This is a genomic window from Microbacterium sp. 2RAF4 (assembly GCF_052115285.1).
GTDB classification, from domain to species: Bacteria; Actinomycetota; Actinomycetes; order Actinomycetales; family Microbacteriaceae; genus Microbacterium; species Microbacterium oxydans.
This window is the reverse complement of sequence record NZ_JBFRGI010000003.1, coordinates 62,080-76,202: the sequence shown is the minus strand read 5'-3', so window position 1 is coordinate 76,202 and position 14,123 is coordinate 62,080. Positions and strand designations below refer to the sequence as shown.

General features: G+C 68.2%; 14 protein-coding genes. 8 read left to right on the top strand and 6 right to left on the bottom strand.

Features of this window, described 5'->3' with window-relative positions; genetic code table 11:
- The first annotated feature begins 236 nt into the window (after window positions 1-236).
- Window positions 237-1,436: an ROK family transcriptional regulator gene (locus AB4070_RS13890; protein WP_441980887.1), complete on the top strand. Its 1,200-nt coding sequence runs from the start codon at window positions 237-239 to the stop codon at window positions 1,434-1,436.
- Between the two features lie 317 nt (window positions 1,437-1,753).
- On the opposite strand, the gene AB4070_RS13885 is transcribed toward AB4070_RS13890, so the two are convergent.
- The 5 genes from AB4070_RS13885 to AB4070_RS13865 form a co-directional block, all read right to left on the bottom strand.
- A complete protein-coding gene (locus AB4070_RS13885) occupies window positions 1,754-1,993 on the bottom strand; it encodes an acyl-CoA carboxylase subunit epsilon (protein ID WP_441980630.1) in 240 nt (79 codons plus the stop codon).
- The gene (locus tag AB4070_RS13880) at window positions 1,990-3,579 is read right to left on the bottom strand and encodes an acyl-CoA carboxylase subunit beta (protein ID WP_374168968.1); all 1,590 of its coding nucleotides are present in this window, start codon (window positions 3,577-3,579) and stop codon (window positions 1,990-1,992) included. The genes AB4070_RS13885 and AB4070_RS13880 overlap by 4 nt, the downstream gene beginning before the upstream one ends.
- A gap of 81 nt (window positions 3,580-3,660) precedes the next feature.
- The gene (locus tag AB4070_RS13875) at window positions 3,661-4,644 is read right to left on the bottom strand and encodes a hypothetical protein (RefSeq protein WP_441980629.1); all 984 of its coding nucleotides are present in this window, start codon (window positions 4,642-4,644) and stop codon (window positions 3,661-3,663) included.
- 80 nt (window positions 4,645-4,724) lie between these two features.
- Window positions 4,725-5,417 carry an NTP transferase domain-containing protein gene (locus AB4070_RS13870; RefSeq protein ID WP_441980628.1) on the bottom strand — a complete coding sequence of 231 codons (693 nt, stop codon included), beginning with the start codon at window positions 5,415-5,417 and terminating at the stop codon, window positions 4,725-4,727.
- A 92-nt stretch (window positions 5,418-5,509) separates the two neighbouring features.
- Window positions 5,510-6,511, bottom strand: a complete 1,002-nt coding sequence (locus tag AB4070_RS13865) for a hypothetical protein (RefSeq protein ID WP_441980627.1) — start codon at window positions 6,509-6,511, stop codon at window positions 5,510-5,512.
- Here AB4070_RS13865 and AB4070_RS13860 point away from each other — a divergent pair.
- Genes AB4070_RS13860 through AB4070_RS13850 form a run of 3 tightly spaced genes read left to right on the top strand, consistent with a single transcriptional unit; the run spans window position 6,501 to window position 9,473 of the window.
- Window positions 6,501-7,625 (top strand): ABC transporter ATP-binding protein, encoded by a 1,125-nt coding sequence (locus AB4070_RS13860; protein ID WP_441980626.1) that lies wholly within the window; start codon window positions 6,501-6,503, stop codon window positions 7,623-7,625. The genes AB4070_RS13865 and AB4070_RS13860 overlap by 11 nt on opposite strands.
- Window positions 7,601-9,166 carry a hypothetical protein gene (locus tag AB4070_RS13855; protein ID WP_441980625.1) on the top strand — a complete coding sequence of 522 codons (1,566 nt, stop codon included), beginning with the start codon at window positions 7,601-7,603 and terminating at the stop codon, window positions 9,164-9,166. The genes AB4070_RS13860 and AB4070_RS13855 overlap by 25 nt, the downstream gene beginning before the upstream one ends.
- 40 nt (window positions 9,167-9,206) lie before the next feature.
- On the top strand, window positions 9,207-9,473 hold the full coding sequence (locus tag AB4070_RS13850) for a DUF3039 domain-containing protein (protein ID WP_026049764.1): 267 nt from the start codon (window positions 9,207-9,209) through the stop codon (window positions 9,471-9,473).
- A gap of 2 nt (window positions 9,474-9,475) precedes the next feature.
- Here AB4070_RS13850 and AB4070_RS13845 read toward each other — a convergent pair whose 3' ends face one another.
- Window positions 9,476-10,801: a nicotinate phosphoribosyltransferase gene (locus tag AB4070_RS13845; protein ID WP_441980624.1), complete on the bottom strand. Its 1,326-nt coding sequence runs from the start codon at window positions 10,799-10,801 to the stop codon at window positions 9,476-9,478.
- Between the two features lie 63 nt (window positions 10,802-10,864).
- Between AB4070_RS13845 and murI the strand changes: the two genes are divergently transcribed.
- The 4 genes from murI (at window position 10,865) to AB4070_RS13825 (ending at window position 14,104) form a co-directional block, all read left to right on the top strand.
- The gene (gene murI, locus AB4070_RS13840) at window positions 10,865-11,695 is read left to right on the top strand and encodes a glutamate racemase (RefSeq protein ID WP_441980623.1); all 831 of its coding nucleotides are present in this window, start codon (window positions 10,865-10,867) and stop codon (window positions 11,693-11,695) included.
- A gap of 52 nt (window positions 11,696-11,747) precedes the next feature.
- Window positions 11,748-12,485, top strand: a complete 738-nt coding sequence (gene rph, locus AB4070_RS13835) for a ribonuclease PH (RefSeq protein WP_441980622.1) — start codon at window positions 11,748-11,750, stop codon at window positions 12,483-12,485.
- Between the two features lie 2 nt (window positions 12,486-12,487).
- The gene (gene rdgB / locus AB4070_RS13830; protein ID WP_441980886.1) at window positions 12,488-13,081 is read left to right on the top strand and encodes an RdgB/HAM1 family non-canonical purine NTP pyrophosphatase; all 594 of its coding nucleotides are present in this window, start codon (window positions 12,488-12,490) and stop codon (window positions 13,079-13,081) included.
- A gap of 102 nt (window positions 13,082-13,183) precedes the next feature.
- Complete coding sequence (locus AB4070_RS13825; protein ID WP_441980621.1) at window positions 13,184-14,104, top strand: cation diffusion facilitator family transporter; 921 nt, start codon at window positions 13,184-13,186, stop codon at window positions 14,102-14,104.
- The last annotated feature ends 19 nt before the right edge of the window (window positions 14,105-14,123 follow it).

The window sequence follows — 14,123 nt, the reverse complement described above, 5'->3', positions numbered from 1 at the left end:
AGGGGCGGCGAATCCGCCTGCCCCTCTCCGTGCGGACAGTTACCCGAAAACCGTCCGCTGGTGGCCGATCAGCGTCTGTCTACCCTGGGACAGAGAGACCAGCCGAACGCGAAGCGTCCCCCTCAGTCTGATGGTTCGCGCGAACATTGTCTGTAGGTATTTTGGGGGACACGATTTCACCCCCGATAGGCCATCATTGGACGATGGCAACGCGTCGTGGCACCAACCTTCCGCGCATGGGCGACTTCAATCAGTCCGTGATACTGGAGGCGATCCGGCAGTCCGGCGAGGGGCTCAGCAGGATCGAGCTGTCGACGGCGACGCGCCTGTCAGCGCAGACGGTCACGAACATCACCCGCAGACTCCTCGATGACGGCTTCATCAGGGAAGCGGGTCGAACGATCAACGGACCAGGCAAGCCGCGGGTCACCCTGCGGCTCGTCGCGGACAGCCGCTTCGCTGTGGGGGTCCATCTGGATCCCGCGCTGATGACTTTCGTGCTGTTGGATCTGGCCGGCGCGGTGGTCCGTCGTCTAAGCGTGCGCACACCCGCCGAGGATCCCCACCGCATCGTCGAGGCCATGGCGTCGACGATCGAAACGTTGATCGCCGGTTCGGGCGTCGACCGCTCGCGGATCGCCGGGGTGGGGGTCGCGGCCCCCGGCCCGCTCGACGCGGAGCTGGGGAGGGTGATCGACCCGCCGAAGCTCGCAGGCTGGCACCGTGTGCCGTTGCGGGCCGTGCTCGCGGAGGCGACGGGTCTGCCTGTGGTCGTGGAGAAGGACACGACCTCGGCCGCGGTGGGCGAGCTCTGGACGAGGCGGGAGTCGGCTGACGACTCGTTCGTCTTCATCTATCTGGGGATCGGCATCGGCGCGGCCGTCGCACGCGATGGAGAGGCCGTCCGCGGGAGCACACGCAACATCGGCGAGATCGGCCACATCATCGTCGACCCCGACGGGCCGTCCTGCGCGTGCGGGGCCCGCGGATGCGTCGAGGTGGTGTGCACCCCGCAGGCGATCATCGAGCAGGCGGAGAGGGCAGGGGTGTTCGACGATGAGCATCAGACGAGCGATGCCGCGGCCGTAGACCAGCGATTCGGGCAGCTGTGCGAGCGAGCGGCTGCCGGGGACGAAGCCGCGGCGGAGGTGCTTCGGGGCTCCGCCGTGCACATCACGGCGCTGACGGCGGTGCTCACGAACATGCTCGACGTCGACCGGGTCGTCTTCGGCGGGCCGTTCTGGTCTCGGCTCGCTGATGTGTACCTGGCGGAGATCCCCGACAGGCTCGATCGGGCCAGTGCCACCCGTGCGATACGCACCCTCCCCGTCGACGGCACGGTGGTGGGCGACGACGTCGGTGCGGTGGGCGCAGCGTGCGTCGTCCTCGACTCGGTCCTGAGCCCTCGTGCTTCCGACCTCCTGCTCGACAGTTGAGAGTGTTCGACAGCTGAATGTTCGAGGGTTCACCTTTTTGCGAGCATAAGTCGAATCGATATAGTATTTGGGTTTCGTCCTTCGAACAGATCAGCGGAGTCCGCCTTCTGCTGTGCGCACGGCACCGTCGCACGTCGCGGAACACGCGGATCTTCACGAGGGGGGATCCGTCCGGCTCTTGAACAGGGACGGGCGAGGCTGCGACGGGGACGCGGCCGCGCAGGGCGCTGGGGGTCCTGCCACGATCGTCGACGTGGTTCGCGAGGCGGAGGGTTCGCGGACCACGCCGACGGCGTTGATCCGCGTTCGGGGCGGCGTCAGCCGGAGAAGCGGCCCCACGGTATGTCGCGACGGAGCGGGCGACGAAGCGGACGCTGCGTCCTGGCCCAGGCGGAGACGGCGGGCTCGTCGGCCACGGCCGCAGCCTCCTCGGTCGCGTACGCCTCGCTGATCACCGCGATGAGAGCGGCGAGCTCCTCCTCGGTGGCCGCGCCCCGGGTGATGTCGAGCAGCGGCGCATCCGAGGAGGGGCCGCCCTGCGGGTTCTGCTCGATCACAGGGGGATGTTCCCGTGCTTCTTCGGGGGCAGCTCCGCGCGCTTCCCGCGCAGGGCACGCAGAGCCTTCGCGATCGAGACGCGGGTGTTGGCCGGCTCGATGATGCCGTCGAGCTCCCCGCGCTCGGCAGCCAGGAACGGCGAGGCCACGTTGTAGGTGTACTCGTTCGCGAGGCGCGTGCGCACGGCGGCGACGTCCTCGCCGGCCTCCTCCGCCTTCTTGATCTCACCGCGGTAGAGGATGTTGACGGCTCCCTGGCCACCCATCACGGCGATCTCGGCGGTCGGCCACGCGAGGTTCACATCCGCGCCGAGCTGCTTCGAGCCCATCACGATGTACGCACCCCCATAGGCCTTGCGCAGGATGACGGTGACGAGGGGCACGGTGGCCTCCGCGTAGGCGTAGAGCAGCTTCGCACCGCGGCGGATGACGCCTGTCCACTCCTGGTCCGTGCCGGGAAGGTAGCCGGGCACGTCGACGAGCGTGACGATCGGGATCGAGAAGGCGTCGCAGAATCGCACGAAGCGGCTGGCCTTCTCACCGGCCTCGATGTTCAGGGTGCCGGCCATCTGCGACGGCTGGTTGGCGATGATGCCGACCGAGCGACCCTCGACCCGACCGAAGCCGATCACGATGTTGGGCGCGAACAGCGGCTGAACTTCGAGGAAATCGCCCTCGTCGACGACGTGCTCGATGACCGTGTGGATGTCGTAGGGCTGGTTGGTCGAGTCGGGGACGATCGTGTTGAGCACGCGATCGGCGTCGGTCGTCTCGAACTCGAACGCGCTCTCGTACGACGGGAGTTCCGCCATGTTGTTGTCCGGGAGGAAGCTCAGGAGCGTGCGCGCGTAATCGATGGCGTCGTCCTCGTCTTCCGCGAGGTAGTGCGCGACACCGGATCGGGTGTTGTGCGTGTAGGCGCCGCCCAACTCCTCCATCCCCACGTCTTCGCCCGTGACGGTCTTGATCACGTCGGGACCCGTGACGAACATCTGGCTGGTCTTGTCGACCATGATGACGAAGTCGGTCAGCGCGGGGGAGTACACCGCACCGCCCGCGGCCGGGCCCATGATGATGGAGATCTGCGGGATGACACCGGAAGCGCGGGTGTTCAGTCGGAAGATCTCACCGTACTTGCCGAGAGCGACGACACCCTCCTGGATGCGCGCGCCTCCGGAGTCGAGGATCCCGATGCACGGCATGCCGCCGGCCAGGGCGAACTCCATGATCTTGACGATCTTCTCGCCGGCGACCTCTCCGAGCGAACCGCCGAAGGTGGAGAAGTCCTGCGAGTACACCGCGACGGTGCGCCCGTTGATGGTGCCGACGCCGGTGACGACGGAGTCGCCGTAGGGGCGGGAGCGATCCATTCCGAAGGCGGTGGTGCGGTGGCGCACATACTCGTCGAACTCGACGAAGCTTCCCGGATCCACGAGCAGCTCGACGCGCTCGCGGGCGGTCATCTTGCCCTTCGCGTGCTGCTTCTCCTTCGCCTTCGCTTCCGCGTCGACGACGGCTTCCGTGTAGCGAGCGCGCAGGTCCGCGATCTTGCCGGCGGTGGTAAAGAGGTCGGGCTTGTCCGTCACGGATTCCACCCTATCGTCGGCTCGGCCCCGGCTGTTGGATGCTCGCCACAACGGCTCAGCCGATCCTTTGGCGACGTGCGCTCAGCGCTCTTCGCGCTCTTCGCCGGGGTTCGAGGGCAGGGAGTGGTCGCCGGTGCCGACCTCGAGCTCTTCGGGCGTGCTCTCTCGTCGGCGGCCGGCGCGTCCGCCGACACGGTGCCCGACCCACTCTGCGCCTCGGGCTACGGTGCCGGCGGCACCCACCACCGCGTTCCCGGCGTAGCGGGCCCCCCGGAGCATCCGCAGCTCGAGCTTCTCGGCCCCGGCGACGGGCTCCAGCTCGAGGGGCAGGTCGATCGGCGCAGCGCCGAAGGCCTTGTGCGAAGTGGTCAGCACGCGGCGGCCGAGGATGTTGTTCCCGGCCCCTCCGATCGCGGCGCCGATGCCGAACGGGAGGGCCTTGCCGATGACCGATGCTCCGCCCTTCGCTGCGAACTGCTTCACGAACATGCTCTTGAGCTGGTCGACGAGGGGGCCGACTGCGGCGCGGGGGAGGGATTTCGTGACGAGCTCACCCCAGTACGAGGATCTGCTGCCGCCGCGCCCCGCGACCTGGCCGGCGAGCTGTCCGACGAGGTCGACGCCCTCTTTGCCGAGCATCAGCGTCATCACCAGGGCGCGGGCGCGATCCGGGTTCGCTACGGCGATCCCGTGCACCTCGGCCACCGACTGCGCGAACAGCGCGGTGGACTCCACGAAACCCACGGTCTCGACCCCGGAGAGGGCGAGGGTGACTCCGGTGCCGATGCCCGGAACGACGGCGGTCGCTCCCACCGCCGCCCCTCCGGTCGTCACGGCCGCGAGGTAGCGCCGCTCGAGGATGCGGATGATCTCCGTGGGTGATGCCTGGGGATTGCGCAGCCGGATGCTGCGGATGTGCGCGAGGACGAGTGGGCGCTGGATCGCCAGGACGCGATCGAGACCACGCACCATCATCGGATGCTCCGCCGAGCCGGCGGGGGGCACGCCCTTGTCCCACGGAGCGTCGTCCGGGAGCGAATGGATCTTGTGCACCTTGGGGGCCATGCAGAGATCCTATGGAGACAGCCCGCGAAAACGCCGAAAGCCCGGCCCCGCGAGGGGGACCGGGCTTTCGTGTCGTTCGATCAGACGAAGAGGTTCGCGCGCTCCAGGTCTTCTGCGAAGTCGACCTCGACCGCGTACAGGTCGGAGACGTCCATCGGCTCGAGCAGCAGGCCGTCCTCGGCGATCGCGAGTTCGAGGCCGCGCTCGAAGTAGTCCTGGTCCTCCACCCGCTGCAGCTGGCGCATGAAGGCCTTCTTCTGCGTGGAGGAGATGTAGTTGATGCCCACAGCCTCGCCGAGGCCGCCCTTGACGGTCTTGGACAGTTCGTTGATGAAGCCCTCGGCGGTGACCGTGTACTTCACCTCTTCATCGCTGACCTTGGAGGTGTTCACCGTGACGAAGGACTGGTCGCGCTCGATGTACTCGAGAGCGCGGCCGAGGATCATCGGGTCGAAGACGACATCGCCGTTCATCCACAGCACACCGCCGCGACCGGTGGCACCGAGGGCGCGCAGCAGGCTCTTGGACGTGTTGGTCTCGTCGTAACGCTCGTTGTGGACGTAGTTCACGTGCGGGAAGGCGTCGATGATGGTCTCGGCGCGGTAGCCGACCACGGTCGTGATTCGGGCGTCGGAGCCGAATGCGGCGCGGATGTTGTCGTGCTGCTGGCCCATGATCGTGCGGCCGTCGCTCAGTTCGGTGAGCGGCTTCGGCAGCGCGCGGCCGAGGCGCGAGCCCATTCCGGCGGCGAGGATGACGGTCTGAAGAGTCACGAGTGCTCCTAAAGGAAGTTGTGTTCACGGTCGATTAACCGACCAGACACTTCGTCGTGCCGCGTTCATGGTATCGATTCCGCCTGGGAACCTCAGGGCCAGGAGGGCCCCGTTGTCATTTCGTGATCGACTACACACGTGATGCACAGGGTTGCGACCATCCTGCAATCGCTGTGAAGTCGCAGCATCCGAGGGCAGTTTATTGCGCGGCGGCCTTGGCGCACAGCCGCCCGTTGATACCGTAGGACGGTGACTGCCTCCCCTGACGACCGCACCGCCCAGGTGGACCAAACCGAGACCGCGCAAGAGAAGGCGTCGGCGAAGCGCCCGCCGGTGAAGAAATCGAGTCCCGACGAGGCATCGACGGCCGAAACGACGGCGAAGCGACCTGCCGCGAAGAAGCCGGCCGTGAAGAAGCCCGCGGCGACGAGGCCCGCCGCGAAGCGTCCGACCACGAGTAGAGCCACGACTGCCGGGAAGACGGCGGCAGCGAAGTCCTCCGCGACCACGCCGGCGGCGAAGGCATCGACAGCGAAGGCTGCGGCGGAGAAGGCCGCACCGACCGCCGACATCGTCGTGGAGCCTTTGGTCAAGGCGTTGCCGGACCAGAACGGAACGTCCACCGCTACCGCGCGCAGCTCGGCAGCGACTCGCACCGCCGCCGCGAAGAACACGGCAGCGAAGAACACGGCAGCGAAGAACACGGCAGCGAAGGCGACGATGAAGACGCCGGCCAAGACGACGGCAGCGAAGACGACGGCAGCGAAGACAGCTGCCGCGAAGGCGACTGCCACGAAGGCCACCGCCGCGAAGGCGACGGCGGCGAAGTCCACTGCGGCGAAGTCCACGGCGGCAAAGGCCTCTACGGCGAAGACTGTCGCGGCGAAAGCGGCCGCGTCCAAGGCTGCAGCCACGAAGTCCACTGCTCGCGCGGCCGCCGCCAAGTCCACAGCAGCGAAGACAGCGGCGGCGAAAGCAGCGGCAGCGAAGAACGCGGCGGCGAAGAAGGCGGCCGAGGAGGAGAAGGCGGCGGCGGATGCGGCGAAGAACGCCCCCGAGTCTCCGAGCACCGAAGCGGCTCCCGTGGATTCCACGCGTGCCACCGATGCAGTCGCAGAGTCGATGGGTTCGGTCGATGCCACCTCGACGCCGGAGCCCATGGTCGAACCCGCCACGGAGCATGATCTGATCGTCGAGCCCGAGCCCGAGCCCGAGCCCGAGCCCGAGCCCGAGCCCGAGCCGGTTGGTGAGCCCGAGCCCGCGTCGATTGCCGAGCCCGTCGCGGCTCCCGCCCTCGCGGCGGAGGTCGCCGAACCGGTCGAGGCCGAGCCGATCGTCGAGGCGCCGATCGTGTCGGGCACGTCCACTTCGGTTGAGGTCGTCGAAGCTGCAGGAGGCTCGGACGATGCGGCTTCGGAGGTCGTGGACCCCGTGGACGGGCTCTCCGGGGGCGAAGCGATCACCATCCGCGGCCTCGTCAAGCAGTTCGGAGACAACCGCGCCGTCGACGGCATAGACCTGACCGTGCCTGCTGGATCCTTCTATGGCGTGGTCGGCCCCAACGGGGCGGGAAAGACCACGACCCTCTCGATCGTCGCCGGGCTCCTGCGCGCAGACGAGGGCAGCGTCGTGATCTGTGGCATCGATCAGGCGAAGCAGCCGCTGGCGGCGAAGAGACTGATGGGCGTGCTGCCGGACAGGTTGCGCACGTTCGACCGCCTCACCGGTCGTCAGCTGCTGTACTACTACGGACTGCTGCGCGGCCTCGCCGCGGATGTGATCGAGAAGCGCGCGGCAGATCTCGCTCGGGCGTTCGATCTCGGCGATGCGCTCAGCCGCGTCGTCTCGGACTACTCGGCGGGCATGACGAAGAAGATCATGCTGGCAGGGGCGATGATCCATTCCCCGCGCGTGCTCGTGCTCGACGAGCCGTTCGAGTCGGTCGATCCCGTCTCCTCGGCGGTGATCCTCGACATCCTCCGTGCGTATGTGTCGCACGGTGGCACGGTGATCCTCTCCAGCCACGGCATGGATCTGGTGGAGCGCGTCTGCTCCCGCGTGGCCATCATCGTCGGAGGGGAAGTGCTGGCCGAGGGGACCGTCGACGACGTGCGCGCAGGGCAGACGCTCGAGGCGCGCTTCGTCGAGCTCGCCGGCTCCAGCGGAGAGGTGGAGGGGCTCGAGTGGCTGCACACGTTCTCCGACTGAGGCTCGCGCTTCTGATCGGAACTCTGCGCGGCGACCGTCGGGTCCGTTCGATCATCTCGTTCGTCGCCGTCGTCGCGATCACGTCCGTGGTGTGCATCGCGGTCTTCAGTCTTTCGTCCGCTCCGGTGCCGGTCGCCCGTGCGGTCACCGTGCTCGGCGGCGCCGCCCTCCTCGTCGGTTTCCTCGTCGGACCGCTCCTCGTCGGGGCGGCCGATCAGCTCGATCCTCGCCGCTTCGCGGTCTTCGGCGTCGATGAGCGGCAGATGCCGTGGGTGCTCACGCTGGCCGCGTTCGTGAGCGTGCCCAGCCTCGCGCTCCTCGCCGTCTACATCAGCGTCTGCATCGTCGCGATCGGTGCCGGGACGCCATGGCCTCTCGCGATCCTGATGACGGTCATCGGCGTCGTCACGACGATGCTGGTCTCGCGGATCGGAATGGCGCTCAACGCCCTGCTCCTGCCCGAGCGCCGATCACGGGAGCTCACCGCGCTGTTCGCGCTCGCCCTGATCGTGATCGCTTTCCCGGTCGCGGTGTTCTTCGGATCCCTTCGCTGGGACGGCCTCGTGCCCCCCTCTCTGGCGACCCTTTCCAGCGTCTTCGGCTTCAGTCCGTTCGCGGCAGCGCCGGCATTCCTCTTCGACTCCGCGGCAGGGGCGACCGCTTCGGCCTGGGTCACCGGGATCATCGCGGTCCTCACCGTCGTGCTCCTCTGGATCTCGTGGGCATGGCTCGTCCGGCGGCTCCTCACGACGACGGAGCGCCCGGTCGCCTCGCGGGAGCGCACGGGGCTCGGCTGGTTCGGGCTGCTGCCGTCGAACGCCTTCGGGGCGATCGCCTCCCGGAGCCTCGTGTACTGGCTCCGCGACCGTCGCTACATCATGAACATCATCGTGGTCCCGGTCGCCGGTGTGCTCACCGTGCTGCCGCTGATCGTCGCCGGTGTCCCGGTGGAGATCGCCGCGCTGGTCCCGGTTCCGGTGATGGCACTGTTCTTCGGATGGTTGCCGCACAACGACGTCGCCTATGACTCGACGGCGCTGTGGACGCATGTGGCGAGTGGAGTCCGGGGGCTTCCCGATCGTCTCGGTCGCCTGGTGCCCGTGCTGCTCGTCGCGATTCCGGTGCTCGCGATCGCTGTGCCGTTGAGCCTGCTCCTGGTGGGGAACTGGAGTCTCCTGCTGCCCATGGGCGGTATGGCCGCCAGCCTGCTCTTCAGTGCGCTCGGCATCTCGAGCATCGTCTCGGTCGTGGCGCCCTACGCGGTCTCCCGGCCCGGAGACAGCCCGTTCCAGCAGCCGCAACGGCCGACATCCCGCGGAATCTACGGACCGGCCGCGACGTTCCTCGGGGCGATCGTGCTGAGCGCGCCCACCATCTGGCTGTTCGCTGCCACGATCCTCGAGGGGTCGGCGTATGCACCGGCCACCTTCTGGGTCGGGCTCCTCGTCGGCCTCGGGGTGCTGGTGCTGGGCGCCGTCATCGGCGGCCGAATCTTCGAGCGCAGCGGAGAGCGTCTCATGGAGTTCGTCGAGACGGCATGACGACCACCCGCGACGCTTTCGACGCGGCTAGACTCTCGGGATGAGTACTCCGCTGGACAGCCCCGATCAGGGCGGCGTGGCAACGCTTGATCGCGAACTGGAAGAGCTCCTCCGCGAGGAGAACCTCGAACCGGGCGACCACGAGCGCTTCTCGCATTATGTGAAGAAGGACAAGATCCTCGAATCCGCGATCACCGGCAAGCCGGTGCGCGCGCTGTGCGGCAAGAAATGGACACCGGGGCGCGACCCGGAGAAGTTCCCGATCTGCCCCACGTGCAAGGAGATCTACGAGTCGATGATCGGCTGATCTCAGTCGGCTTCGACGTACACGGTGGGGATCGCGGGGTCGGATTTGCTCAGCGCGAGAGCCCGCACCGGCAGTTCTTCGCGTACCCGAAGGTGATGAGCGCGCGCGGCCGCGGTACCCGCGACCCCCTCGTACGACGCATCGATGTCGCCGGCCTCGACGAAGGTGACCTGCAGCGGTCGGCCGTCGGGGTGGTCGGCCGCGGTGTCGAGCTGCTCGAATCCGTCCGAGACGACGACCGTCTCCGCTGTGGCGACTCCATCCGCCAGGGTGCGGAACGCCGCCTTGCGTCCGCCGTGTGACGCCTTGTCCGCCGATGCCTTGGCGACGCCGACCCACGATCCGGCGGCATCCTGTCGCGCCACGAGCTTGTAGACCATGCTCGCTGTCGGGTAACCGGAGCCGGTCACGACCGAGGTGCCCACCCCGTAGGCATCGACCGGCGAAGCGGCGAGGGCGGCGATCGCATACTCGTCGAGATCGCTGGTCACCGTGATGCGCGTCGATGTAGCACCGAGTTCGTCCAGCTGCGCCCGGACGTCGGCGGCGACGATCGGGAGGTCGCCCGAGTCGATCCGCACACCACCGAGCTCCGTTCCGGCGACGCGGATGGCGGTCTCGACGCCGGTGCGGATGTCGTACGTGTCGACGAGCAGGGTCGTGCCGGAGCCCAGACTCTCGACCTGGGAACGGAACGCCTCCTCCTCGGTGTCGTGCAGCAGCGTCCAGGAGTGCGCGGCCGTGCCCATGGTGGGGATGCCCCAGCTTCGTCCCGCTTCGAGATTGCTCGTGGCGCCGAAACCCGCGATGTAGGCCGCGCGCGCTGCCGCGACAGCGGAACGCTCGGCGGCCCGACGGGAGCCCATTTCGGCCAGTGGACGCTCGCCGGCGGCGATGCTCATGCGCGACGCGGCGGTGGCGACGGCGGAGTCGTGGTTCAGCACGCTCAGCGCGAGCGTCTCGAGCACGACCGCATCCGCGAACGTTCCCTCCACGGTGAGTATCGGGGATCCGGGAAAGTACAGCTCGCCCTCGCGATAGCCCCGGATCGAGCCCGTGAACCGGTAGTCCTCGAGGTGCTTCAGTGACGCCGGGTCGACGACCGCCTCGTCGCGCAGGAAGCGCAGCTCGTCCTCGCCGAAGCGGAAGTCGCGGAGGAGGCCGAGAAGTCGGCCGGTACCGGCGACCACACCGAAACGGCGGCCACCGGAGAGGCGCCGGGAGAACAGCTCGAACACGCTGGGGCGCAAAGCAGTGCCGTCCCGTAGAGAGGCAGCGAGCATCGTCAGCTCATAGCGGTCGGTGAGCAGCGCCGTCGACGAGGTCATGCGCTCAGTTTAGTGAGCGCCCCGACGCGCGCGGCGGGCCACGCGCAGGTAGGCTGGGGAGTCATGAACGACGCGCCGATCGGGATCTTCGACTCCGGTGTCGGCGGGCTCACGGTGGCGCGGGCCATCCGCGCCCAGCTGCCCCGAGAGTCGTTCGTCTACATCGGCGACACCGCGCACTCGCCGTACGGGCCGAAGCCCATTGCCGACGTGCGCCGCTACTCGCTCGAAGTGCTCGACACGCTCGTGGACCAGGGCGTCAAGATGCTGGTGATCGCCTGCAACACCGCCTCCGCCGCCATGCTGCGAGACGCTCGGGAGCGCTACGACGTCCCGGTGGTGGAGGTGATCGGCCCCGCGGTGCGCCGTGCCGTCTCCACCACGCGCAACGGTCGCGTGGGCGTGATCGGCACCGTCGGCACGATCGGCTCTCGCGCCTACCAGGACATGCTCGAGGTGAACGAGCGACTCCAGGTCTTCACCGCCGCATGTCCGCGCTTCGTCGAGTTCGTCGAGGCGGGGATCACCGGCACGCCCGAGGTGCTCGCCGTCGCCGAGGAGTACCTCGCCCCCCTTCGCGAGGCAGACGTCGACACGCTCGTGCTCGGCTGCACGCACTACCCGTTCCTCCGCGGCGCCATCAGCTACGTCATGGGTGAGGGCGTCACGCTCGTCTCCAGCGACGACGAGACCGCCGGTGACGTCTATCGCCAGCTCGTCCGCGGCGACCTGCTCGCCCCGCCTGATGCGACCGCCGGTTACGTGTACGAGGCCACGGGGGCCGCGACCGACGACTTCACCGCTCTGGCCAACCGCCTGATGGGGCACGAGGTGCGTGATGTGCAGCTGGTGCAGACCGGCGTCATCACCCTGCCCGACACCGCTTTCGAGTAATCCGGATCGTATCGCTCCGATTCGATCTGCCATCCCGACCTGAGAGAAGCACATGTCCGAAATCGTCCGCGCCGACGGCCGCTCCACCGATCAGCTGCGAGAGATCACCATCGAGCGCGGCTGGAGTGCTCACGCCGAGGGATCGGCATTGATCAGCTTCGGCGGCACCAAGGTGCTGTGCACCGCGTCCTTCACCAACGGCGTCCCGCGGTGGCTGACCGGGAAGGGCAAGGGGTGGGTCACCGCCGAGTACTCCATGCTCCCGCGCGCCACGAACAGCAGGAACGACCGCGAGAGCGTCAAGGGCCGCATCGGCGGACGCACGCATGAGATCTCCCGGCTGATCGGCCGTGCGCTCCGTGCGGTTGTCGACACGAAGGCTCTCGGTGAGAACACCATCGTCATCGACTGCGACGTGCTCCAGGCGGATGGCGGCACCCGTACGGCAGCCATCACGGGTGCCTACGTGGCGCTCGCGGACGCGATCGAGTGGGGGCGGGAGAAGAAGTTCATCGGCAGGAACTCCACTCCGCTGCTCGACTCGGTCGCCGCGGTGTCCGTGGGCATCATCGACGGCGAGCCCATGCTCGATCTGGCATATGTCGAGGATGTGCGCGCGGAGACCGACATGAACGTCGTGGTCACGGGCCGTGGACTGTTCGTCGAGGTGCAGGGGACCGCGGAGGGAGCGCCGTTCGACAAGCGCGAACTCGACGCGCTGCTCGAGCTGGGGCTGGCCGGATGCGCCGATCTGAAGGACGCGCAGCTGGCCGCACTGGCGGGGGAGTGACGATGCAGGTCGTGCTCGCCACGCACAATCCGCACAAGGTCGCGGAGTTCCAGCAGATCGTGGCTCAGACGCGTCCTGATCTCGAGATCATCGGCTACGACGGCCCCGAACCTGTCGAGGACGGCGTGACATTCGCCGAGAACGCGCTGATCAAGGCGCGGGCGGCCGCAGCGCACACGGGGCTCGCGGCCCTCGCCGACGACTCCGGCATCTGCGTCGACGTCCTCGGCGGCTCTCCGGGGGTCTTCTCCGCCTACTGGGCCGGGCAGAAGAAGGATGCGGCCGCGAACCTCGAGCTGCTCCTGGACCAGCTGCGCGACATCGCCGACCCGCACCGCACCGCGCACTTCACCTCCACCATCGCCCTCGTGCTGCCGGATGGCCGCGAGGAGGTCGTGGAGGGGCGCTGGCCGGGACGCCTGGCGCACGCTGCGTCGGGAACGGGCGGCTTCGGCTACGACCCGATCTTCGTGCCGGACGGCCAGCCTGCAGGGGAGGAGCGCTCGGTGGGCGATTTCTCCTCCGCGGAGAAGCAGGCGCAGTCGCACCGGGCACGCGCCTTCGCCGAACTCGTTCCGCTCCTCGCAGCGCTCTGACGCGTCGGCCGCGGAAAAGTGCTGCTGAAGCTGAGAATCGTTACCCTTCCCGACTAGCCGCAACCCGCCTTCCGTGGCGGTTTCCCGGTCTAGCCTGGTGGCATGCACGATCACGCACCCGCGCCCGGCGGCATCCGTTCGGCCAGCAGCAGACGCCTGCTCGCGATCTCCCTGTCCCTCACGGCGACGGTGATGGTCGTGCAGGTCGTCGGGGCGCTGTTGTCAGGGTCGCTCGCCCTCCTCGCAGATGCCGCGCACATGTTCACGGATGCATCCGGCCTCGTCATCGCCTTGATCGCCGCGACCGTGGCAGCGCGCCCGGCGGACGACCGGCGCACCTTCGGGTACCAGCGTGCCGAGGTCTTCGGTGCGCTGATCAACGCGATCATCCTCATCGCCCTGGCGACCTGGGTCGCGATCGAGGGCATAGGGCGTCTCATGAATCCGGGAGAGGTCGAGGTCGCCGGTGGACTCATGCTGGTCGTCGCGGTCGTGGGTCTCCTGGCGAACGCCGTGTCGATGTGGCTGCTGAGCCGCGCGCAGCGCACGAGCATCAACGTGCGCGGAGCCTACCTCGAGGTGATGGGCGATCTGATCGGGTCGGCTGCCGTGATCGTGGCCGCGGTCGTCATCCTCCTCACCGGCTGGATGCCCGCGGATGCGATCGCGTCCCTCTTCATCGCGGCGATGATCATCCCCCGGGCCATCGCACTGCTTCGTGAGGTGTTCTCCGTGCTCGCCGAGTCGGCCCCGAAGGGCACGGCGGTGAGCGAGATCCGCACGCACCTGCTCGGATACGACGGCGTCGTCGGTGTGCACGATGTGCACGTCTGGCAGCTGACTCGCGGAGCGCCCGTGTTCACGGCCCACGTCAGCGTGGAGCCTGCCCTCTTCGCCGACGGACGCTCCTCGCAGCTGCTGACCGAGATGCAGTCGTGTCTCGCCGATCACTTCGATGTCGAGCATTCGACCTTCCAGATCGAGCCGGCAGAGCAGTCGGACTGCGAACCGCACCACGCCTGATCCCTCGGCGCGAGCTCGG